Raw genomic sequence first — 23,523 nt, 5'->3', positions numbered from 1 at the left:
TCACCAATCCGCATTGATCTCTCCTCCCGCTCGCAGACCATCGTCGCGTGACATCGATCGCGTCATAAGAGCGAGGTAGGCCGCACCAACGAGTGTTGCGCCGACTCCGGCGGCGACCAGATGATCGCCTGCGAGAACTCGCACGGGTGTGAGCATCGCGAGGCAGACAACCGGAACGGCGATCAGGTGCGCAAGGAACAAACGGAGCATCCGCAAGTGTCGACCCCAGAACACATAGACCCCGAGGTACAAGAGTGAGGAGGCGGCACAGTACGCGCCGACCACACCCACAAGTCCGAAGAATGCTCCTGCAGCCGCGACGGAGCCGAGCCGCACGACGACGAGAAGGATGTTCGTTCGAGATTCCTCGCGATACATGCCCGAGACAGCCCAATAGCTCACGGAGTTCGATACGGCATTGATGTAGGTCATGAATGCGACCATCGGGATGATGAGCTCGAGATCACCCCACTCGGGGCCGAACAACGACGACGAGAGGTAGGCGAACATGCCGACGGCCACCATCGGGAGGCCGTACAACGCGCAGCTGTACTGGTTGACGGCTCGGAGAAAGCGGCGGCGATCACGTTCGTCCAGGGGTCCGAGCCGAGCATGCGCAACCTGCCAGATCGCTTGGCCGAACACTTGTACGGGAAGCACGACGATCCGCTGGCTGAGCATGACTAGTCCGGCGCTGACCGGATCGATCTGCGCCGCGAGCACCAACGGCAACGCAACAGTCGATAGCCGATTCAAGAAGACCGAGAACGAGCGCCTCGGTAGTTCGGCGTACTCGTTCGCGAGTCGCCGCATCTCGGCACGAGATGCGGCGGCCCAGATGGACTGGAGGCCGCCTGCGCCGACTCCTCGGAGCAAGACTGCAGGCGCCAGAACGGCGCCGACGACTTGTCCGGTGATGAGCCCTCCTGCGATCGCGGTCGCTCGGATGCCGACCGCCAGTTGGACCATCAATGCGACGACCGATCGACCGACGTTGCTCAATGAGAGCGTCCCGAAGGCCCGCTCTCGAGTGACCCAATACTTTCCGATCTCCGCCCACGCCGTCGCGAGCAACGCCAACGGCGCCAGCCACAGCCAGTCGGCGAGGTCAGGCGTGTTGAGCACCGTCGAGATCTGTCCGCGAAACAAGGCGACGACTGCCAGTGACAGTGCGGAGAACACGATCGTGATCGTCGCGGCCAGCACCAGAAGGTTCGCTGCGTCGACACGGGACTTCGCCAGAGGAATGGCGATCTCGTATCGACCGGTTGCGAGCGTGGCGACGATGACCACCAGTCCAGTGAAGGACGCCATCGTTCCGAACGCCTCGGGTTCGTAGAGGCGAGACAGCACCGGCGTCGCCACCAACAGCACAACCTGAGCCACCGCAGCGCCGGACGCGACCGTGGCCACATCCGTGACGAACCAGTCCCGGGTCGATCGCGAATCCTGGGTCGAATCGTCGACAGGAGCAGGCACTGGGCTCACGATCGGCCAAGCGAGAGGACCGCTGGCCACCGATCAGCGTCGAGCACATTCCGTCCGTCGTATACGACCTTGCCACCCGGGATGTCAGCGCTTTCCCACTCGAGATACTCCGCATGGTCGGTGTGCAACACGGCGGCGTCTGCAGCTTCGCCGCGCCGGTAGACCGAGAAGCCGAGAGACTCGATCTCCCGCGGTTCATAGAGGACATCGTGTACGGCCACGCTCGCACCGAGCGTCTCGAGCGCGCTGACGAGCGCAAATGTGCCGGAGAACGCATGCTCCTTCACTTCGCCACGGTACGCGAGCCCGAGTACGACGACGATCAGTCCCTCGAGCCCGCCGAGCTCCGCGGCAAGGCGGTCGGCAGCAATCGAGGGCATCGAGTCGTTCACTGCTCGAGCCGCTGATGGAAGTGACATGCCAGTCGTGCTGTTCAACAGGAAGTGCGGGTACACGGGGATGCAGTGTCCTCCGACGGAGATTCCCGGGCGGTGGATGTGGGAGTATGGCTGGCTATTGCACGCGTCGATCACGGCGTTGACGTCGACGCCGATCCCCTCCGATGCGATCGCCAGTTCATTGGCGTATGCAATGTTGAGATCCCGGTACGTCGTCTCTGCAAGCTTGGCCAACTCGGCTGCCTCGGCCGTCCCGAGATCCCAAACGCCGTTGGGTTCGGCCAGGTCATCGCGAGTGTCGAACTCCAGGAACGACTCGTAGAACGAGACGCCGCGCGCCGAACTCTGCCCATCGATGCCACCCACCAGTTTCGGATAGCTCCGAAGATCGGCAAAGATCCGGCCGCTGAACACCCGCTCGGGTGAGTGAACGACGAAGAGATCGGCTCCCAGGGTCAGTCCTGACCCGGACGCCAGCGCTCGTGCGAGCCGATTTCGAGTGGTCCCAACGGGGAGCGTGGTCTCGTAGGACACCAGTGTCCCTGGCTTCAGCCCGGCAGCCACATCTCGAGTTGCCGCATCCATGATCCCAAAGTCCGGTTCGGCCGACTCGTTCACGATCAGCGGCACAACGACGACGACAACCTCGCTCTCAGCCACGGCGTTGGTGGTGTCGACCGTGGCGACGAGGGTGCCAGCATCCACCACGTGGCGGAGCGCATCAGCGAGGCCGCTCTCGCCGGGAAACGGCTCTTCGGCGTTGTTGACCTGGTCCACGACGGTCTGCGAGGTGTCAGCGCCGCGGACTCGATGCCCGGCAGCGGCGATCGAACAAGCGAGCGGGAGCCCGATCTTGCCCAGGCCGACGACACACACCGCACTCATCGCGGCACCTCCACCGTGCCATTGGCCGCGGATCGAGACATGGCGTCGGCAACCCGGAGGACGTCGAGCCCTTCAGCCGCGGTCACGATGTCGCCGCCTTCACCGACGACGGCGTCACGAAATCCCTCATGTTCGACCATGAGGGGCTCTGGCTTCGGGATGGCATAGCGAATCATGTCGCCTTCGACGACGCCGCGGAAACGAGAGATCGCCTCCCACTCGGTCGCGACCGAGCCGTTCTCGAAGAAGAACAGGTCAGAGGTCACCGTGTCCGCCACGTACCGGCCCTTCGAGCCGGTCACGACGATGCGGCGCTCCTTCGTCGGGGTCAACCAATTCACCTCGTGGTTCGTGACCAACCCGCTCTCGAGCCGACCGATTGCGACGACGAGGTCCTCGTGAGGCCGACCCGCCCGATGCGCGACTTGTGCCGACACCGAGGCAAAGCGCTCGCCGGCGATCCACATGGTGAGATCGATGTCGTGAGTTCCGAGATCCTTGATGACTCCCACATCACGGATCCGGTCTGGGAAGGGCCCTTGTCGCGAGGTCGATATGGAGTACAGATCACCGAGTTCGAAGTCAGTCAGCCTGCGTTTCAACGCTCGAATCGCCGGATTGAAACGCTCGACGTGCCCAACCGCTGCGATCACACCCGCCGCCTCGATGGAGGCGAGGAGCTCCTCCCCTGATCGAACATCCGTGGCGAGCGGCTTCTCGATGAGCATGTGCACGCCTGCCGCGGCGAGTTGTCGACCGATTGGAAGGTGGTCGTCCGTCGGCGTGGCCACCACGGCGGCATCGATTCCGGCAGCGATCAGTCCCTCGAGCGACTCGTGGTTGGGAACATCGTTCGCGACTCCATGTGGATCGCCCAACGGATCGTGAACCCCGACCAAGTCCACGCCCTCGGTCGAACGAGCCAGGCGGACATGGTGGCGGCCCATCATGCCCAGGCCGACCACACCCATCCGTACCGGCGTCATGTGAGGGCTCCGATGATCCTGTCGAGATCTCGAGCCTCCACATGCGGCCCGACCGGAAGCGACACGACTTCATCCGCCGCCCGAATCGTCTCCGGGAGGTCGTCGTCGGTAGCGAACGATGGGAGCTGGTGCGTCGGCGTCGGGTAGTACACCCGGGCCTCGATGTTTGCTTCACGGCATCGCCGAAGCACCTCCTCGCGATCGCGACATCGGACCGTGTATTGGTGGAAGACATGTCGCGCTCTGTCATCCCGGGCAGGTGGTGTCACGGCGGCGCTGTCAGCGAGCGCGGCGGTCAGCTTCGCCGCATTGGTTTCACGTCGCTCCGTGAATGCTGCGAGACGACCCAACTGGACCCTTCCGATCGCCGCGGCCATGTCGGTCATCCTGAGATTGAAGCCGACGATTTCGTTCTCGTACATCCGCTCCATTCCCTGGCTGCGAAGCAGTCGCGCACGACGCTCGCTGCCTGCATCTGGGAACACCACCATGCCGCCTTCACCGGTCGTCATGTTCTTCGTCGGATAGAAGCTGAACACTGCGGCGTGACCAAACGAACCCACCGGCCGACCGTCGAACTCCGCGGCGTGAGCCTGTGCGGCATCTTCGATCAACGCCAGCCCGTGTCGAACGGCGAGACGGCCGATCCGGTGCATGTCGGCCGGATGGCCATAGAGATGCACCGGCATGATCGCAGCAGTTCGTGGACCGATGGCCGCTTCGACCGCTGCGGGACTGACGCAGAACGTGGCTGGGTCGATGTCAACGAAGACCGGTCGAGCCCCAGCAAGACAGACCGCATTCGCCGTCGCCGCGAAGGTGAACGAAGGTACGATGACCTCGTCTCCAGGCCCGATTCCGAGCGTCAGCAGCGCGATGTGCAGCGCGGACGTACCCGAGTTCACGGCTACGCAGCGGCGACCGTCGACAAGCGAGGCGAACTCGTCTTCGAACGCAGCTACCTCAGGTCCCTGCGAGATCGAACCGCTGGAGAGCACGCGATCGACCGCAGCTCGCTCCTCGTCACCGATCATCGGTTTGGCAATCCGCACGGTACTCATTCGCGCTCCTCCAACGTACCGTCGAGTTCGCGGTACTCGGAACCGTCGACAGGACACTCCCAGAGTCCAGCATCGGTCCTCTGCAGTCGTTGACCTGCCCGCCCAATCCAGCCGATCCGAGTCGCGGGTGATCCGGCGACGAGAGCGAAGGCCGCAACGTCTCGGGTCACGGTGCTGTTCGAGGCGATCATCGACCAAGGTCCGATCCGCACACCGGCGAGCACCACTGCCGCAGCACCGATCGACGCACCGGTGCCCACCCGGACACCCTCGGGGCTCCAGTCGCTCGCGCCTTTCACAGTTCCATCGGAGTTCACGGCCCTCGGGAACCGATCATTGGTGAGAATCACCGAGGGGCCCACGAAGACACCGTCAGCGAGTTCCGCAGGCGCGTACAGCAGCGCGTGATTCTGAATCTTGCACCGGTCGCCGATCACCACACCCACGTCGATGAAGGCACCACGGCCGAGCACACACTCCGAACCAACGACCGCACCACTCCGCACCGTTGCGAGATCCCACACGCGCGACGCCGCACCGATTCGGGCGCCGCTCTCGATCGTCGCCGAGTCGGCGACCGTGACACTCTCGGCGGGACTCATCAACCGGTGACTTCCTGGGTCGGCGGTGCAGCGCAACGTGACGTGCCACGCTCGAGCAAGCAATCGTAGAGCCGCGTTAGTTCGGCACCCTGGGATGCCCACATCCACTGTCCGAGCACCGCAGTGCGACCGCGCGCACCCATGGCCTCTGCGGCGTCCGCGTGCCGAAGCACGAACTCGAGTGCCTCGGCGATCGCCGCTGGCGATGTCGGGTCCACGAGGACGCCTGCACCCGGACCGAGCACGAAAGGCCTCCAAGCCTCGAAATCAGACGCCACCACCGGCAATCCGGCAGCGAGATACTCGAACAGCTTGACGGGCTGTGTCGCGTCTCGGTACTGGACCGTGGGCTGCATGACGACGATGCCCACGCGAGCGTTTGCGAGATGGCGTCGAAGCTCATCGCGGCCGATGAATCCCATGAACTCCGTTCGCTCCCAACCAGGCGATTCTTCCAACTCTGCCCGAAGCCCGGGCTCGTTGATCCGGCCAGCGAGCACGAACCGGGCCCCCAACTCCTCCGGAAGCAAACCGATCGCGTCGACCATCTGCAGCGCACCCCGGGTTCGGGTGATGTCTCCGACGTAGAACACCGCTGGCGGGCGATCGCGATATTGCTTGCCTTCAAGCCCATCGAACTCGCGACGCAGAGGGAAGTTCTGTACAACGACCGTCTTGTTCTTCGGGAAGCGACCCGCGGCCCCAGGCTCAGCCGAGATGATCGCCGCCAGATGACGGACGACCATCCGCTCGATCCCTCCTACAACCCGCTGCGCCGGTCGACGCAACACCTGCGGGATCCAGTCACGATCCGCGAGTTGCTTGATCACATCCTCATGAGAGTCGTACACCACGGTTCGACCGCGGAGACTCAGCGCCAACCCAAGCGGAAGAAGGTCTGGGTCGTGGAAGTGAAGGATGTCCGCATCCGATGCCATGGCGATCCGCCACAGGTGTCGCTGCGTCGTGATCACACGCTGCCGTCGGTTCGAAGCCTTCTTGACCGGAATGAGCCTGACGCCATCGTGCAGCCCTGCCTCGTCACCCGGCACAGCGAGAGAGACGTCGTAGCCGGCCTCGGCGAGTGTTCGACATTCCTTGTGGAAGATGCGCGTGTCGAACGGCGGGTGTGCGCTTGATAGGTGCAGGACGGTTGCCTTCATGGCCGACTCCCGGCAAGGCCTTCCCGCCAGACACCGGACCCCCATGCAACGGCCACCACAGCCATCGACCACACGGACACGGCTCGAGGTGCCAGCCCTCCCTCGGGCACAGTAGATCCGCGGTGCTCGATGGCAGCAGCGCCAGCGATGGCAGCCAGGCCGAGGCTCCACGCCTTCCGGTCTCGTTCACGAGACATCCGGAGAACACAGCCGATCACCGCAGCCGTGGCCGGGAGTGCAGCGATGAGGAGTTGTTGCCGCCGCTGAGGGCGATCACCGGTCCGCCGCCAATACCGAACCTTCCACCGACCAAACCGGTGATACTGACGCCACAGACCTGCGATGGAGCTCCGAGGGATGTACGCGACAGCGAGACGCGCATCGAACCACACGATCCCCTCACGACCGAGACGACGGTTGAGCTCGTAGTCCTGATTCGTCGAGAAATACGGGTTCCAGCCCCCGATCGAGCGTGGCAGCGACGTTCGGAACGCGCCGAGGTACACCGTGTCAGTCGGCCCAGATGAAGCTCCGGACCGGTAGCGCGACCCACCCATCGCGAAACGATTGTTCAAGGCGCGTGCGATGCCGACGTCGATCACCGCATCAGACCGAGGTTCGGCGACCTGGGCTCCACCGGTCACCACAACGTCAGGCCGAGTCTCAAGCACCTCAGCGCACAACCGGACGTATTCCACGGGAATGATGCTTCGAGCGTCGACACGACACAGGTACTCGCCAGACGCCACGGCCAGCCCGGCATTGAGATTGCTCGGCGTCGTCCCCGCCGGATTGTCCACGATCTTCCAAGCGATGTCACCCGACTCGAGGATCGAGCGAGCGACCGTCGCCGTCCCATCGGTCGACCCACCGTCTACCAGCACGATCTCCATACGGTCGTGGGGGTGGTCCTGCGCCAGCACGGCCCGGAGGCAGCGCTCGATGTCCGCTTCCTCGTTCCTCGCCGGGATCAACACTGTCACGAGTGGTGCGTCGGTCAACGTCCCTTCCCTTCGTTGCCGAGAACAGACCGAACGGTACGCCCCACGATGCGCAGATCGAAGGACACCGACTGCCGGCGCAGGTAGTGGAAGTCGTACTGGAGCTTCTCGAGCGCGTCCCGCTCATCGCCCGCGTACCCGTACTTCACCTGTGCCCAGCCGGTGAGGCCGGGACGCACGATGTGCCGCAAGTCGTAGAACGGGAGCTTCTCGACCAACTCCTCGACGTAACGAGGTTGTTCGGGTCTGGGCCCGACCAAGCTCAAGTCGCCGCGCAAGATGTTCCAGACCTGCGGCAGTTCGTCGAGGTGCGACACGCGGAGCAGCCGCCCGAACGTGGTGATCCGGGGATCGTCCTCGGACGTCCAGTCCGTCGGGACCGACGCGTCATCGCTCATGGTGCGGAACTTCAAGATGGTGAAGGGCACGCCCGCCCGCCCAGTACGAGTCTGCCGATAGAAAAGCGGTCCTCGGTTCCCGAACAGATTTCCGATGGCAACAGCGGGGATGGCGATGAAGAGAGCGATGCTGCCGATCAGGCCCGCGACCAGGTCGACCAGTCGCTTGACGCGACCGAACCGGTCCCGATGGACCTCGCCGATGTCGAAGAACAGGGACACCCGCCCGAGGTCGGCTACGGGCAGCTTCCCCAGGTACTCCTCGTAGAACAACGACTGTGTGCGTACGCGCACCCCGCTCTCGTGGAGCGATGCCGCCTGCGCGACGACACGCTCGTCGGACTGCGCATCCGAGCTCAGGACGAGGACCGACGCTCCGCTCGCGACCACGGCTTCGACCAGCGGACGAACATGCTCGTCCACCGCAGCCGCTTCGCCGACGGAGAGCGATGCGACCACCGTGGCGGGCCGCTCCGGACCACCGGCCAGCTCGGTGGTCAACTCGGCCTCGAGTTCAGCAGGACCCACGATCGCGATGCGGTCGCGAGCTTCAAGATTTCGGCGCCCGGCCCCGGCGAGCGTGGACATGGCGTAGTACCAAGGCACCAACAGCATGGCGGAGCCAAACACCACGAACCGCGGGAGAAGCGCGTCGCCAACGAAGAGTTGGACACCGGAGATGCCCAACGCACCGGAGACCGATGCGAGCAACGACGTCGGTAGCCGACTCCGCATCGTGCGCGGGACTTCGGGAAGACCGAGGCCGTAGGCGGCAAGGCACAAGATCCCGACGTATGCCGTCGCCCAGCCGAAGCGTGAGGTGTCGACGAACTCATACCCGCCCACGTTGTCGCCGTGCCATTGGCTCAACCCGAAGACGATGCCGAGGACTCCGGCGTACATCAAAGGGCGCGCCAGACGTCTCACACCCAGATGTTACGGCAGCACCGGAAGGAGACTTGAGGACTCAGGAGCGATCCACGCCCAGGATGGGGGCCAAGAAGTGACCGGTGTGGCTCTGCGACACGGTGGCGATGTGCTCGGGCGGGCCTTCGGCGACGATGGTGCCACCCCCCGACCCGCCCTCGGGTCCGAGGTCGATGATCCAGTCGGCGGTCTTGATGACGTCGAGGTTGTGCTCGATGACCAGCACGGTGTTGCCCTGGTCGACCAAGCGGGACAGGACCGTCAGCAGCTTGCGGATGTCCTCGAAGTGGAGCCCGGTGGTGGGTTCGTCGAGGATGTAGATGGTGTGGCCGGTCGACCGCTTGGCCAACTCGGATGCCAGCTTCACCCGCTGCGCCTCGCCACCGGAGAGGGTGGGTGCGGACTGCCCCAGGCGCACGTAACCGAGACCCACATCGCAGATGGTCTGCATGTGGCGGGCGATGTTGGGCTGGTTGGCGAAGAACTCCAACGCCTCTTCGCACGGCATGTCGAGGATCTCGGACACGTTCTTGCCCTTGAACGTGATGTCGAGCGTGTCGCGGTTGTACCGCTTGCCCTTGCAGATCTCGCACGGCACGTAGACGTCGGGCAGGAAGTGCATCTCGATCTTGATCGTGCCGTCGCCGGCGCAGGCCTCGCAGCGCCCGCCCTTCACGTTGAAGCTGAACCGACCGGGCAGGTAGCCCCGGACCTTGGCTTCGTTGGTCTGGGCGAACAACTTGCGGACGTGGTCCCAGACACCGGTGTAGGTGGCGGGGTTCGACCGTGGCGTCCGACCGATCGGCGACTGGTCGATGGCGATGACCTTGTCGAGGCTCTCCATCCCCTCGACGCGCTTGTGCAGGCCCGGCGGCAGCTTCGACTTGTAGACGTGCTGCATCAACGACCGCAGCAGGATCTCGTTGACCAGCGTCGACTTGCCCGATCCCGACACACCGGTGACGCACGTGAACATCTCGAGCGGGAACTCGACCGACACGTCCTGGAGGTTGTGCTCGCGTGCACCCACCACGCGGATGCGTTGGTCGCCGGGCGTCCGCCGCTTCTCGGGGATGGGGATCGACTTCCGGCCGGACAGGTATTGGCCGGTGACCGATTCCTTGTTCTTCAGCAACTGCTTGTAGGTGCCGGAGTGGACGACCGCTCCGCCGTGTTCGCCGGCTCCGGGTCCGATGTCGACCACGTGGTCGGCCTCGGCGATGGTCTCCTCGTCGTGCTCGACGACGATGACCGTGTTCCCCAGGTCGCGCATGCGGATCAGGGTGTCGATGAGGCGACGGTTGTCGCGCTGGTGCAGGCCGATCGACGGCTCGTCGAGCACGTAGAGCACACCGACGAGGCCTGAACCGACCTGCGAGGCCAGGCGGATGCGTTGCGCCTCTCCCCCGGCGAGCGTTCCGGCGGACCGGGACAGCGTCAGGTAGTCGAGGCCCACGTCGAGGAGGAAGCCCATCCGGGCGTTGATCTCCTTGACGACCTGTTCGGCGATGATGCGATCCCGCTCGGACAACTCGAGCCCGGCGAGCGTCTTGGCGGCCTCGCCGATCGAGAGGTCGCAGATCTCGGAGATGTCGTGACCGTCGACCAGGACGGCGAGCGAGATCGGGTTGAGGCGCTTGCCGGCACACGTGGGACACGCGACCTCGCGCATGTACCCCTCGATCTGCTCGCGCTGCGAGTCGGACTCGGCCTCACCGTGGCGACGCGTGAGGTACGGGATCGCGCCCTCGAAGTTGGCGTTGTAGGTACGGGTCCGCCCGTAGCGGTTCGTGTAGGTGACCGTGACCTTCGAGACGCCCTTGCCGTGGAGCAGGGCGTTGGTCTGCTTCTTGGTCAGCTTCGACCACGGGGTACCGGGCTCGATGTCGAGGTGTTCGGCCACCGACTCGACGAGTCGTGAGAAGTAGGTGGACCGACCACCGGACCACGGGGCGATCGCGCCCTCTTCGAGTGAAAGGTCGGGGTCGGGCACGACCAACTGCGGGTCGACCTCGTAGCGAGTCCCGAGGCCGTCGCACGCGGTGCAGGCGCCGTAGGGCGAGTTGAACGAGAAGTTGCGGGGCGCCAGGTCCTGGAACGACATCCCACAGGTCGGACAGGCGAAGTGCTGGCTGAAGGTGAGCGTGTCCTCCGGCTCCGCGTCGCGGCCCTTGGGGACGATCTGGATCTCGGCCACGCCGTCGGCCAGGGCGAGCGCGGTCTCGAGCGAGTCGGTGAGCCGCCGGGCCATGTTGTCCTTGGCGACGAGACGGTCGACCACCACCTGGATGGTGTGCATCTCGTAGCGCTCGAGCTCGAGCTCGCTGTGGTCACCGAGCTCGATCAGCTCACCGTCGACGATCGCTCGGGCGAAACCCTGGCCGTAGAGGTCGTCGAGGAGGGTGTCGTAGGTGCCCTTGCGGCCGTGGACCACCGGAGCGAGGACCTGGAATCGCGTCCCGGTCTCGAGCTCCATGATCCGGTCGACGATCTGTTGCGGCGTCTGGCGAGCCACCGGCGTGCCGTCGTCCGGACAGTGTGGAACGCCGATGCGGGCGAACAGCAGGCGGAGGTAGTCGTAGACCTCGGTGATGGTGCCGACGGTCGAACGAGGGTTGCGACTCGCCGACTTCTGGTCGATGGAGATGGCCGGCGACAGGCCTTCGATGAAGTCGACGTCGGGCTTGTCCATCTGACCGAGGAACTGCCGGGCATAGGCCGACAACGACTCGACGTAGCGGCGCTGGCCCTCGGCGTAGATCGTGTCGAACGCGAGCGAGCTCTTGCCCGACCCCGACAGTCCGGTGAAGACGATGAGCTTGTCGCGCGGCAGCTCGAGGTCGACGCCCTTGAGGTTGTGTTCGCGCGCTCCGGAGACGACCAGCTTGTCCACGGGACGAGGCTAGCGGCGCCCACCACACGTGGAAGGGAACACCTGTTCGTTTTCTCTACAAGGCGACGACGACCGCCGAGTACCGGAGCCCGTGGAGATCGACCTCGGAGCGGGACAGCACGGTGACCGCTCCCAAGACTCGAGCGGGGTCGTCGATTCTCCGAGGCAGGAGGACCGTCGATCGGCGAGCTCCGGAATCAGCCGCAACACCCAGCGCGAACGCGACGTCGTCGACCGTGGAACTGAGCAACCTGCATCCATCTGCCCTGACCCCACTGGAGAACTCCTCGATTGCACCCCCTTCGCGGAGAAGGAACGGCGACGTCGAGACGAGCACCTCCTCGCACGGCGTCGTCAGCAGATCATCCAGCACGACCCCGATGAGCTGCGTCCGCTGTGAGTGCCACAGAAGCCCCATCGATCCGATCGCGACAGTGAGGGCGACGACTACATGGCCGAGGCGTGACGGACCCGAGCGAACGAGGGTCGCACCGCAGGTGGCCAAGAGCGCTCCGCTCAGTAACACGTACCGCCCTCCCCACTGCGGACCGAGATTTCCCGTCCACTGCAGCGCCCACACGATCGGCAGCGAACTGACAGCCCCGATGGCAAGCACCCGCCCGACCGGCGGCCCGCTGCGCCAACGCAACGAGAAGACCCCCACCGCGGCGATCGGCGATGCAGCCAGCATGCCGGGAACAAAGCCCGGATCGAGAATTCGAAGGCACGCGATGAGCGCCGCAATGAGAGCGAACCCGTGCACCAGACGCGTCTCGATCTCGGAGCCGGTGATTGCCGCTCCGACGACCAGTAGAGCGAGCACGAACACCACTCCGAGCAGGATCGATTCAAGGTCGCTGTCCGTCGGCAACAGGCCGAATGTCGTGACCACCGCGTCGCGGGTCCGATCGCCGACCTCACCGAGGATGTTGCCTGCTTGGGTCGAAGCACGGCCGCCGCGGTAGTCACTGCCGATGATCCGCTGCTGAGCCGTGCGGTCGACTGCGAGCACGAGCACGGCAGCCACTCCGGCAATGGCGACTCGCCATCTGTCAGCGAGGACGCTCTTTCGCATCTCCACGACGAGAAGCACGCCCGCGGCGAGACCAAGCCCCACGATCGCGGTCTCCACTCGCATGGAGACCGCCAACCCCCACAGGACACCGGCAACTGCCCCGGACAGCCGCCCTGAACGGGAAAGGATCAACGCCGTCCCAAAAAGTGCACAACCGACCGCCGGAGCGTGCTCCCACGTATCCGATCCGTAGAACGCGACCGGGCCCACGACTCCCACGGTGACGAACGAGAGCAACCCTGACGAGCCCGATTCCCGTTCAAGCATCCATGCACCGGTCGCCGCAAGCAACACTCCGACTATGGACACGACAAGCGATGCTGGCCTGCCAAACCCACGCTCGAGGGTGGCTGCGGCACACACGTACGGCATCGCCGTCGGCTGCACGAACCGTTCCCCCACCGCGACCGTGTTGAACATCGGATGTGCTTCACCGGCAGGATCCCATTCCTCGGCCCAGTAACCAAGGTCGTGATCGCAACCCGAGGATCCCACGGCAGCGCCGATTGCCGCTGCCCGCCCGCCGGCGTCGGAACCCGAGAAGACGCGGCTGTCACCGGCAAGGATCACCAGCAACTGGACGAGGACCACGCCGAGACACCCCGCAGCGAGGAGAAGGAGCCGCCTCCGCTGCGACGTCGAAGCTGTCATGGTTCGAACTCATAGGTCACGATGCCGATCGGCGTGCCCACGAAGTCGAGCGCCCATCGATCGACTTCGGTGGCATCGGCGGGGATGGCCGATTCGGGTGGCGCCGCCCCTTTCCACTCGAGCACCGAGAAGCGATCGGCCCCGCTCTCACGAGCAAGGTCCACGGCCGACGAGAACTCTGCCTCACTGTCGGTGCTCAACCAGGGTTTCCCGACTCCGGCAGCGCCGCCCTCGCGCAGGATGAAGCCTTGCCGAGCGATGAGAACTGGTTCTGCGACCTCTTCGAGATCGCCGAAGAATTCATCGACGCCGTGCGAGCGTTGGATCAGCCAGGCGAAACCGAGCATGGTGATCGCGAGCGAGAGACCGACCAGGGCACGCGGAACCAGTGGGTGTCGAGACGCCAGCGCACCCATGCCGATGACCCCGAGCAGGATGCCGGACGTGAGCGAATACCTCCCGCCCCATTGCGGACCGGCCGCGTCGAGGTACTGGAACAGATAGACGATCGGGAGCGCGACAACCGCCATCACAACGACGACGTTCTCCCGAGGATTCCGAACATCCGCCAGTAGTCCCGCAACTGCGATCGGGAACGCCACCAGGAGTCCGGGAACGAATCCCAGACCGCCGAGGGCATCGGCCAGATAGACCGCGCCCGCAGCACCGACGCAGACGAGGGCAAAGGTCCGATCCGCCCTTCGTTCGGCTCTCCATGCGGCCACGACGGCAGCGACGACAGCTCCACCGAGCAGCACCGAGGTGGTCGGATCACCCGACACCAAGCCGACGAGCGTCTGCATGCCCTCGCGCGCCCGCTGCCCGAGTTCGTCGACCAATTGCGTCGACGCCACGGTCGACACCCGACCGGTCGCACGGCTGCCACGCGAGGGGCCTTCGAATCCGGACTCCAGGACGACGTTGGCCGCCCACGGAACCGCGAAACCGACGACTACCGCGGACCCGACCAGAATCGGCGTCAGGAGCTTCCGCCGGGCACGGAGGTGTTCGACACAGACGACCCCCACTACGACGAGCGTGTAGACGAACGCCTCGTTTCGCATGACCGCCGCGAGACCCAACAGCGCGCCGGCGAACGCTGCCGTCCACCAGGGCCGCTCGTCGAGCGTCCCGAGCAGGATGGCGACCGCCCCCGTCATCGCAGCGAGCCCAGCACCATGCTCCCAGAGGTCCAGCGAGTACACGAGCACCGGCGATGCCAGTCCGACCACCCAGAACGTTGCCCATCCGTCAGTGGTCGGTCGGACCCGTCGAGCAACGGAGCGTGCGGCGACTGCGGCCATCGCACCGGCGACGATGGGAATCGCCAACGTTGCTGGGTAGCCGCCGACTCGATAGAGGGGATACGCCAACTCGAGCATCGGTAGCGTCGTGACAGCCACCCAACTGCCGTCGTCACGCAGACGCGTCTGGTACACGGGATGGAGCTCACCGGACGGGTCGAGATCCTCTGCCCAGTAGCCGATGTCCGGATTCCACGAGTTCTCCCGCTCCATCACCTCGAGCGTGTACACCTTGGCGCCCGTGTCGGCGCCGAGATAGCCACCGGGATTGACCAAGAGGCTGCACAGCGCGTAGACGCCGACGAGGATCAGGAACGCCGACAACGGACGGCGCACCAGGCGTTGCAGCGGATCCATTGTTCCTCCCACCTCGGCGACCTCTGTGAGTCTGCCGCGGATATCGGCCGGAATCCCGGATGCTGAAGGGGCTTCGCACGCCCAGGAGAAGGCGGCCGGCGATGCATCGGGTTCCATGCGCGACCAAGCAACTGCGACAAGGCAACGCGCTTCCCGGGCACTGCTTGGGGCGTGCGACCGTTGTACCTTTCGCATCCATGGACCGTCGCCTGGATCTCGCACTCGTGTGCTTGCTCCTCGTCGCCATCGGCCCGATCGTGCCGTGGCTCACCGCACACGAGTCGAGCCGGTATGCGTTCACTGCGGCCCTCACCGAACAGTCCAGGTTCGAGGTCGACGACTACGAGCCACTTCTCAGCACCGACCTGGTGCGGCTGAACGGCCACGTCTACTCGGACAAGGCCCCCGGACAGCCAATACTCGCCGTGCCGGTCCTCGCGATCGCGGAGGAGCTCGGCGCCGACCCCGCCACCGACTTCCGGCGCGAGGGCAACCTGGGCGCCTGGAGCCTGTCGCTGGTGTTCAGCGTCGTTCCCGGTGCCGCCCTGCTCGTCCTCATGCGACGCAATGCTGCGCGCACAGAATCTGCGAGATTGGCGGCCACGGCCGCCATCGCGCTCGCGTTCGGCACCCTGCTGCTGCCCATGTCGAGCGCGCTGTATGCCCACGTGTTCGTCGGCGCGCTCGGGTTCGGTGCATGGCACCTGCTCTCGCGGCCGGGCGTCATGACTGCGCCAGCGCTCGTCGGAGCTGCGGTCCTGTCCGCAGTCGCGGTCACAAGCGAGTATCCGATGGCCGGCGTCGCCGCAGTCCTCGCCTGGTATGTCCTCGCACACCATGGATGGCGTCGCGCCGCAGTCTTCATCGCCCCGCACCTGCTCGCGGTCGGGCTCGTCGTCGCCCACAGCCTCCGCGTGTACGACCGGATCGGTACGGGATACAGCGCCAAGGACATCGGCATCCGCGACTCCTTCGGCATTCCGAACCCCGCCCACATGTTGCGGATCTTCTTCGCCGAGAAGGGCTTCATGTTCACCCCGATCGTGATCGTCGGAGCCATCGGACTGGTCCAAGCCGTCCGTCATCGTCGGAGCGACATCGCCGTTCCGGCGCTCGTGGTGACCGGCTTCTTCCTCCTGCAGTCCGGTTGGGTCAACCCCTGGGGCGGAGAGACCGCCGGGCCTCGCTACATGATCCCGTCCATGCCCTTCCTCGTGGTGCCCGTCGCCAGCATGCTTCCGGCGCTCACCCCCAGGATCCGGACGGCGTTGATATCGCTCGGGATGGTGTCGATGGGCCTGGTGGTCGTGACCCTCCCGCTGGTGCTCACCGGCGAGACGCTGATCGTCGGACACCTCCGCAACATCGATCGGTTCGGTCTCAATCCCACGTTGTTCACGATGGCGTTCGGCCCACTGGGATGGGTCCTGCATCTGGGGCTCGTCGGCGTTGCCGTCGCCGCCGTCCGCAGGTACTGGCCGACCGACGGAGCCGACCGCTCAGCGCCGGACGCTGACCTCGCCGCTGCAGGGTGAGGCCGGCGTGTCCGGTCCGGGGCTGCGGTCGACGGGATCGGTGAACCGGTACCGCAGGACCGCCGAGTCGATCACCTCGACCGGGCAGTAGGCCCGAAGCCACGAGAGCTCGTCGCGATGCGTGACCGTGAGCTCCGTCGCCGACACGACCACGTCGCCGACGAGCGCACCCGCCGCCTCGACGCGGGGTACACCCGGGAGGACGTCGAGCCCCCGCGGTCCCGACAAGGATGCAGCGACGAACGGCGTCGTCCGGTGACGGCTCCGAACCGTGCGGTTGGCTTGGCCGATGTCGATCGTTCCGTCGCTCACCGCCCGGTATCCGTCGGTGAACGGTGGAGGTGTCCACGCCAACGAGTCGGGGTGTGCGGCGACGACGGCGGCCGCCTGGCAGAACGTCAATACGCCCAGGACGACGAGCGCGCCACGACGAGGGAGATGGACGAGACCGGCAGCGACGACGGCGAGCGGAGCCAACACCGGGAGCGCGAGCCGGAGGCCGAGGTCCAGGGGCTGCACGGCGAGGAACATCGCGAGCATTCCTGCCAGCGGTCCGACGGTGACCAGTACACGAAGAGCGTCTCGCCGCGATCGTCGCGCCAGCGCTGCTGCTCCGCCGAGGATCGCGAGGACCACGAGCGGGACCTTGACGATCGCGGAGCTCGGGAAGAACCACCATCGGCCCCCCGACCACGACTCGCCCAGCAGATAGGCAGGACGTTGGTCCGACGTCTCCATCAGGTAGGCGAATCCGGCCCGCCACTCGACCGGCAACGGGACGGCGAGCGCCGCAGCCGCGACCGGGCTGTCCGCAGACGCCGTCGAGATCAGCGCATCGAACCTCGCTCGAGGCGCCCCGTCGACCGGGATCGGATCGACCGCTCGGTACCCGATCCACACCACGATCAGCGGCACGAGCAGCACCATCGCCACCTGTGCGACCCGCCGGTCTCGTCCTCGATGCAGCACCACGACGAGCACGAACACCACCGGAACGAGGACCACCGCCGTGTGACGGGTGAGCAGCGCCGCCCCGAGTACGCCGGCCACGGCGAGCACTCGGCCGTCGTCTGGCGTCGCTCGCCACCGGTCGACGGCGAGCACGAGTGCCACCACCCAGAAGGTGAAACTGATGTCCAGCGATCCGAGGTGCGCCATCCCCAAGACGTACGGCGTGGTCAACCACAGCCCCGCGGCGACCAGTCCCCCCGTCCGGTTCACGAATCGCGCCCCAGCGCATAGACGAGCAGACCCGTTGCCGCGCCGAGGAGCAACGGCACCACGCGGAACCAGAAGACGACATCATCGAGGCGCCCGGCTTCGTCGTTGGCCCTGATCAGGTCGTCGGTGTAGTCGAACCAGTCGCCGTCCTCGTACGCCGCGGTGCGGGGGATGATCGGGTCGGCGACGAGCACCGGGAGAAGGCCGGGCAGCACCTTGTGGAACAACGCGTGCTCCGGGGCCATGCGGACATCGTGATCCGCAACCGCGACGAGGCCTGCGGTCAGGTCGACGGCCTCGTCGACGGCGACCGAGTCGCGGCTGGCCTGGATCAGACCGAGCACGAGGAACTGCCCGCACAGCAGGCCCAGGATCACGAACGCGACGGGACGTCGCACCTCCGGCACGAGTCGAAGCTACTGATCGGTCGGGGCCGATCCGGGGAGGACGAACTCAGCGAGCGTCGACCGACCCGCGCTTCAGGTCCTTGATCTCGTCTCGCAACCGGGCGGCATACTCGAAGCGCAACTCCTCGGCCGCCTCGTGCATCTCTTCCTCGAGGGCGATGATCAACCGCTCGACGTCCTCCTGCGGGAGCTCGGTCAGCTCCTTGATCTTCTGACGCTCGGCCGCGGTCCGCTTGCGCTTGTCCTTGTCGGGGACGGGAGCAGTCCCGTCGCCACCACGCAGGAACGTGAGGATGTCGGTGACGCCCTTGCGGATCGTCTGCGGGTCGATGCCGTGCTCCTCGTTGTACTCGAGCTGGAGCTGCCGCCGGCGCTGGACCTCGGAGATGGCCCGCTGCATCGAGTCGGTCACCTTGTCGGCGTACATGATCACCTGGCCGTTGACGTTGCGGGCGGCACGGCCCATCGTCTGGATCAACGACGTCTCCGACCGGAGGAAGCCCTCCTTGTCGGCGTCGAGGATGGCGACAAGCGACACCTCCGGGAGGTCGAGCCCCTCGCGCAACAGGTTGATGCCGACGAGGACGTCGAACTCGCCCAGGCGCAACGCCCGCAGGATCTCGATGCGCTCGATCGTGTCGATGTTGGAGTGCAGGTAGCGACACCGCACCCCCTGCTCCAGCAGGTACTCGGAGAGGTCCTCGGACATCTTCTTGGTGAGCGTCGTGATCAGGACCCGCTCGTCCTGCTCGATGCGGAGGGCGATCTGCTCCATGATGTCGTCGATCTGGCCCTTCGTGGGCTTGACGATGACCTCGGGATCGACGAGGCCGGTCGGTCGTACGACCTGTTCGACGATGCGCGAGCTCTCCCGACGCTCGTAGGGCGACGGCGTGGCCGACACGTAGACGACCTGGTTGACGCGCTCGGTGAACTCCTCGAAGCGGAGCGGTCGGTTGTCGGCCGCCGACGGCAGCCGGAACCCGTGGTCGATCAGGATCTCCTTGCGGCTGCGGTCGCCCTCGTACTGGCCGTGCAGCTGAGGTACGGCGACGTGCGACTCGTCGATCACGACGAGGTAGTCGTCGGGGAAGAAGTCGAGGAGCGTGTTGGGCGTCTCGCCCGGGGCTCGGCCGTCGATCGGTGCCGAGTAGTTCTCGATGCCGTTGCAGTACCCGACCTCCTGCATCATCTCGAGGTCGTACTGGGTCCGCATGCGGAGGCGCTGGGCCTCGAGGAGCTTGCCCTCCTTCTCGAACTGCTCCAGACGGTCCTGGAGTTCGGCCTCGATGCGCACGACGGCCTTCGACAGTCGGTCCTCGCCGGCCACGTAGTGGGTTGCCGGGTAGACAGCGAGGTCCTCGTGCTCGGCCACCTTCTCGCCGGTGAGCGAGTCGACGACCGTGATCTCCTCGATCTCGTCACCGAAGAAGGTGATGCGGACCGGGTCCTCGTCGTAGGCCGGGTGCAGTTCGAGCGTGTCGCCGCGGACGCGGAAGTTGCCGCGGACGAGGTTGGCGTCATTGCGGTCGTACTGCATGTCGACCAGCTTGCGGAGCACGCTGCGCTGGTCGTACTCCTCCCCCACCTTCAGGTAGAGCAGGTTGGCCCGGTAGTCCTCGGGCGAGCCGAGGCCGTAGATGCACGACACCGAGGCGACGACGATCACGTCTCGCCTGGTGAGGAGCGCCGAGGTCGACGCGTGCCGGAGGCGATCGATGTCGTCGTTCACCGACGAGTCCTTCTCGATGTACGTGTCGCTCGACGGGACGTACGCCTCGGGTTGGTAGTAGTCGTAGTAGCTGACGAAGTACTCGACCTTGTTGTCGGGGAAGAACTCCCGGAACTCACTGGCGAGCTGCGCCGCCAACGACTTGTTGGGAGCGATGACCAGCGTGGGCCGTTGGATCTGCTCGATCGTCCATGCGATGGTCGCGCTCTTGCCCGACCCGGTGATGCCCAGCAGCGTCTGCTGGCGTTCTCCGGCACGGATCCCCTCGGTCAGCTGCGCGATCGCCTGCGGCTGATCTCCGGCCGGCGAGTAGTCGGCGACCATGCGGAATTCCGTCATGCGATGACGCTACCGAGGCGCTGTGACACCTCCGACAGAACCGGGCTGCTCATCGGCGCCGATCACTCCTCAGCGCTGAACTCGCCGGCCTCGATCCGGGTCCAGAGCGCCTCGACCTGCCGGCGGAGGCTGTCGAGCGTGCCCGAGTTGTCGATGACGACGTCGGCCTTCGCCAGGCGGTCCTCGCGACTCGCCTGTCGTGCCATGCGCGAACGGGCGTCCTCCTCGGAGAAGCCACGGTGTTCGACCAGTCGGGCCACGGCCAGGTCCGGGTCGACGTCGACGACGATCACTGCGGCCATGTCGTCCCGACCACTCTCGACGAGGAGCGGGATGTCGAGGATCACCACGTCGTCGGTCTCGGCGAGTGCGACGAGCCGGTCGGCGATGGCTGCGCCGACGGCCGGATGCACGATGGCGTTGAGTCGCTTCAGCGCGTCGTCGTCGCCGAAGACGATGTCGGCGACCGCCTGGCGATCGAGGGTCCCGTCGGCCGCCACGATCGACGGACCGAACTCGGCGACCATCGCCTCGAACACCGGCTCGCCGGGCTCCTGGAGCGCTCGCACGATCCGGTCGGCGTCGACGACCGACGCACCGAACTCCTCGAGGATCGCCGACACCGTCGACTTCCCCGATCCGATTCCACCAGTGAGACCCAGGCTGAGCACGGGACGAACCTACCGGCGAGCCGGCCACGCAGGGCGATGACGACAGGCCGGGACGGACTAGTCCAGACGTCAGGCCGAAAATGACACCTCCGGGCTATGTTCCTCAAAAGGGACAGGACCGACAATCGTTGCAGCCTTCCCAACATCAGAAGCGACCGCCTACAACCGCGACACTCGGCCGCTAACTTGCTCTACGCAACCGGTCTCCGTGAACCCTCGCGGCCGCCGGCGGCGAGGGGTTTTCAACCAGCGGGCCGCCAAACGGAGGAACCCAGTGCGCCAACGATCGAATCTCATCATCCTGTTCGGCATTGCCTTCTTCATCGTCGGCGGCGCGATCGCCTATCTCGTCCTCAACGACGACGACGGTGGGAGCAGCAGCAACCGGCAGGCAGGCGTCGCCGACGTCAGTGTGCTGGTGGCAACCGAGGACATCCCCGCCGGCACGCTCGGCACCGACGTCATCGAACAGGGCCTGCTCGAGACCGACACGGTCGCCGCCGGCAGCCAGCCGGTCGGAGCGCTCACCTCGGCCGCCGGCCTCGACAACCAGATCTTCGCCGTCGGGGTCTCGAAGGGCGACGTGATCACGTCGGCCCAACTCGCGACCCGCTCGCTCAGCAACATCACCATCCCCGACGGTTTCGACGGTGTCGCCGTGACCATCGACTACACCAACGGCGGCGCCGGGTACATCGCCCCCGGCGACACCGTGAACGTCTACGGAGTCTTCGGCGGCGGCAGCAACGGTGACGCCGGCCTGGTGGCCGACGGAGCACCGGTCCCTCGTACCGAGCTCGCACTCACCAACGTGCTCGTGCTCGACGTCAGCGCACAGCAGGGCACGTCGGTGCAGCCCACCGATCCCGCCGCACCCGACGCGACCGTCGGCCGGCAAGCGCTGAGCACTCCGCTCACCTACCTGTTGGCGCTGCGCACCACCGATGCCGAGCGCATCGTGCAGCTGAGCACCTTCGCCGACCTGTACCTCAGCCTGACCGCCGACGACGCCCCCAACGCAGGCGACACCCCCGGCGTCGGTGGCGACACCGTCAACGGTCCGGTCAGCGCCGACAGCGCTGCTCCCCAGTCGTGAAGTCGACCTGCGCATCCGGAGGATGGACCGAGTGACGAAGATCCTCGTACTCGACCGAGGTGACGGCCTCGCCGAGCAGATCCGCGGACTCTCCGACCAGTTCTCGGAGTCCCCGAAGATCACGGCGTGCACCCGCATCGGTGCCGTCGGCGAGATGCTCGAGGAGGAGGGCCCTTTCGACCTCCTGGTGGCGGGCCCGAGTCTCGGCACCCGTTCCGGGCTCGCCCGGTTGCGGATCATCGCCGAAGAGCTGCCCGAGATGCGCATGGTCCTCGCGTTCTCGCGACGGCCGGATGCCTCGCTGCGCGACATCGTCCGGACCGGGGCCATCGATCTCCTGCAACTCCCGGTCGAGGACAGCGACCTCGTCGAATCGCTCGAGCGGGCCGCTGCGCTCGTACCCGAGGCCCCCGCCCCGGTGATCGTCGAGCATCAGGTGGCAGCCGCCTCGACGGCGACCACGGCGGTCGAAGTCCCCGAGCCCGTGCAGGACCGTCCCGGCATCGTCTACACCATCGCCTCTGCGACCGGGGGCTGCGGCAAGACCTTCTACGCCACGAACCTCGCTTGGTTCCTCCACAAGTGGATGGGCAAGAAGGTCTGCATCGTCGACCTCGACCTCCAGTTCGGTGAGGTCTCGACCGCATTGCGCCTCCGCCCGAAGTACACGATCTTCGACGCACTCCAGCGTGAGGACGCCGACGAGAGTGACCTCACGGCGCACATCGAGGAGTACACGGTCGTCCACGACACCGGCGTCCACGTGCTCGCCGCCCCGCGCGAACCGAGCGAGGCCGACCGCATCAGCCCACCGGACGTCACCCGCATCCTCGAAGCCGTCCGCAACCGGTTCGACTACGTGCTCGTCGACACGCCGCCGGCCTTGGCCGAGACGGTGCTGGTCGCCTTCGACCTCTCCGACCTGCTCTACGTCATGGCGACGTTGGATCTCCCCAGCGTCCGGAACATGAGCGTGTTCCTCAGCACGTTGGAACGCCTCAAGATCGACACCGGCGACCTCCGGCTGATCCTCAACAAGGCCGAGGAGGACATCGGGATCGACATCGACCAGGTCACGAAGCTCTTCCCGCAGGGATTCGAGTCCGTCCTCCCCTACGCCAAGGAGGTCAGTCGCTCGATCAACCTCGGCATGCCGGTGATGGCGGCCTCCCCCGAGGCCGAGATCTCCCGGCTCATGGCCCAGGGCATGAAGCTCGTCCTGCCCGACGCCCTCCAGAACCAGCTCGACTCAGAGATCCAACAGAAGCGAGCCGGCATCCGCCGGTTCTTCCGCAAGTGATCCGACGCAAACGGTGACCCAACCAGGGGGTTC

The 23,523-nt window shown here is 65.9% G+C and carries 18 protein-coding genes; 3 read left to right on the top strand and 15 right to left on the bottom strand.

What is annotated here, in order from left to right:
* The 11 genes from AB8619_RS07110 to AB8619_RS07060 all read right to left on the bottom strand — a co-directional run bounded on the left by AB8619_RS07110 (position 1) and on the right by AB8619_RS07060 (position 15,189).
* Positions 1-1,353, bottom strand: coding sequence for a lipopolysaccharide biosynthesis protein (locus AB8619_RS07110; protein WP_436796356.1), 1,353 nt, complete (start codon positions 1,351-1,353; stop codon positions 1-3).
* 131 nt (positions 1,354-1,484) lie between these two features.
* On the bottom strand, positions 1,485-2,771 hold the full coding sequence (locus AB8619_RS07105; RefSeq protein ID WP_436795766.1) for a nucleotide sugar dehydrogenase: 1,287 nt from the start codon (positions 2,769-2,771) through the stop codon (positions 1,485-1,487).
* A complete protein-coding gene (locus AB8619_RS07100) occupies positions 2,768-3,757 on the bottom strand; it encodes a Gfo/Idh/MocA family oxidoreductase (RefSeq protein ID WP_436795765.1) in 990 nt (329 codons plus the stop codon). The genes AB8619_RS07105 and AB8619_RS07100 overlap by 4 nt, the downstream gene beginning before the upstream one ends.
* A complete protein-coding gene (locus AB8619_RS07095; protein WP_436795764.1) occupies positions 3,754-4,818 on the bottom strand; it encodes a DegT/DnrJ/EryC1/StrS family aminotransferase in 1,065 nt (354 codons plus the stop codon). The genes AB8619_RS07100 and AB8619_RS07095 overlap by 4 nt, the downstream gene beginning before the upstream one ends.
* Complete coding sequence (locus AB8619_RS07090; protein WP_436795763.1) at positions 4,815-5,456, bottom strand: acyltransferase; 642 nt, start codon at positions 5,454-5,456, stop codon at positions 4,815-4,817. Before AB8619_RS07090 ends, AB8619_RS07095 begins: the two co-directional genes overlap by 4 nt.
* Positions 5,420-6,583: a glycosyltransferase family 4 protein gene (locus AB8619_RS07085; RefSeq protein WP_436795762.1), complete on the bottom strand. Its 1,164-nt coding sequence runs from the start codon at positions 6,581-6,583 to the stop codon at positions 5,420-5,422. The genes AB8619_RS07090 and AB8619_RS07085 overlap by 37 nt, the downstream gene beginning before the upstream one ends.
* On the bottom strand, positions 6,580-7,584 hold the full coding sequence (locus tag AB8619_RS07080) for a glycosyltransferase family 2 protein (RefSeq protein ID WP_436795761.1): 1,005 nt from the start codon (positions 7,582-7,584) through the stop codon (positions 6,580-6,582). Before AB8619_RS07080 ends, AB8619_RS07085 begins: the two co-directional genes overlap by 4 nt.
* Positions 7,581-8,909 (bottom strand): sugar transferase, encoded by a 1,329-nt coding sequence (locus AB8619_RS07075; protein ID WP_436795760.1) that lies wholly within the window; start codon positions 8,907-8,909, stop codon positions 7,581-7,583. Before AB8619_RS07075 ends, AB8619_RS07080 begins: the two co-directional genes overlap by 4 nt.
* Positions 8,910-8,949: 40 nt before the next feature.
* Positions 8,950-11,802 carry an excinuclease ABC subunit UvrA gene (uvrA, locus tag AB8619_RS07070; protein WP_436795759.1) on the bottom strand — a complete coding sequence of 951 codons (2,853 nt, stop codon included), beginning with the start codon at positions 11,800-11,802 and terminating at the stop codon, positions 8,950-8,952.
* A 55-nt stretch (positions 11,803-11,857) separates the two neighbouring features.
* Positions 11,858-13,468, bottom strand: coding sequence for a hypothetical protein (locus AB8619_RS07065; protein ID WP_436795758.1), 1,611 nt, complete (start codon positions 13,466-13,468; stop codon positions 11,858-11,860).
* 56 nt (positions 13,469-13,524) lie between these two features.
* Positions 13,525-15,189 carry a hypothetical protein gene (locus AB8619_RS07060; RefSeq protein WP_436795757.1) on the bottom strand — a complete coding sequence of 555 codons (1,665 nt, stop codon included), beginning with the start codon at positions 15,187-15,189 and terminating at the stop codon, positions 13,525-13,527.
* A gap of 197 nt (positions 15,190-15,386) precedes the next feature.
* Between AB8619_RS07060 and AB8619_RS07055 the strand changes: the two genes are divergently transcribed.
* Entirely contained in the window at positions 15,387-16,724 is a 1,338-nt protein-coding gene (locus AB8619_RS07055) for a hypothetical protein (RefSeq protein WP_436795756.1), read from the top strand.
* Here AB8619_RS07055 and AB8619_RS07050 read toward each other — a convergent pair.
* The 4 genes from AB8619_RS07050 to coaE all read right to left on the bottom strand — a co-directional run bounded on the left by AB8619_RS07050 (position 16,689) and on the right by coaE (position 21,094).
* The gene (locus tag AB8619_RS07050) at positions 16,689-17,945 is read right to left on the bottom strand and encodes a hypothetical protein (RefSeq protein WP_436795755.1); all 1,257 of its coding nucleotides are present in this window, start codon (positions 17,943-17,945) and stop codon (positions 16,689-16,691) included. The genes AB8619_RS07055 and AB8619_RS07050 overlap by 36 nt on opposite strands.
* Positions 17,942-18,352: a hypothetical protein gene (locus tag AB8619_RS07045; protein ID WP_436795754.1), complete on the bottom strand. Its 411-nt coding sequence runs from the start codon at positions 18,350-18,352 to the stop codon at positions 17,942-17,944. The genes AB8619_RS07050 and AB8619_RS07045 overlap by 4 nt, the downstream gene beginning before the upstream one ends.
* Positions 18,353-18,398: 46 nt before the next feature.
* Positions 18,399-20,423: an excinuclease ABC subunit UvrB gene (gene uvrB, locus AB8619_RS07040; protein WP_436795753.1), complete on the bottom strand. Its 2,025-nt coding sequence runs from the start codon at positions 20,421-20,423 to the stop codon at positions 18,399-18,401.
* A 62-nt stretch (positions 20,424-20,485) separates the two neighbouring features.
* The gene (coaE, locus tag AB8619_RS07035; RefSeq protein ID WP_436795752.1) at positions 20,486-21,094 is read right to left on the bottom strand and encodes a dephospho-CoA kinase; all 609 of its coding nucleotides are present in this window, start codon (positions 21,092-21,094) and stop codon (positions 20,486-20,488) included.
* A gap of 274 nt (positions 21,095-21,368) precedes the next feature.
* On the opposite strand from coaE, the gene cpaB reads away from it, so the two are divergent.
* Positions 21,369-22,190 carry a Flp pilus assembly protein CpaB gene (cpaB, locus tag AB8619_RS07030; protein WP_436795751.1) on the top strand — a complete coding sequence of 274 codons (822 nt, stop codon included), beginning with the start codon at positions 21,369-21,371 and terminating at the stop codon, positions 22,188-22,190.
* 31 nt (positions 22,191-22,221) lie between these two features.
* Positions 22,222-23,490, top strand: coding sequence for an AAA family ATPase (locus AB8619_RS07025; RefSeq protein WP_436795750.1), 1,269 nt, complete (start codon positions 22,222-22,224; stop codon positions 23,488-23,490).
* The last annotated feature ends 33 nt before the right edge of the window (positions 23,491-23,523 follow it).

Origin of the sequence: Actinospongiicola halichondriae (assembly GCF_049103745.1) — a bacterium.
Taxonomy (GTDB): domain Bacteria; phylum Actinomycetota; class Acidimicrobiia; order Acidimicrobiales; family Salinilacustritrichaceae; genus Salinilacustrithrix; species Salinilacustrithrix halichondriae.
Note: the sequence above shows the minus strand (reverse complement) of the source record. Positions and strands in the feature narration are given on the sequence as shown.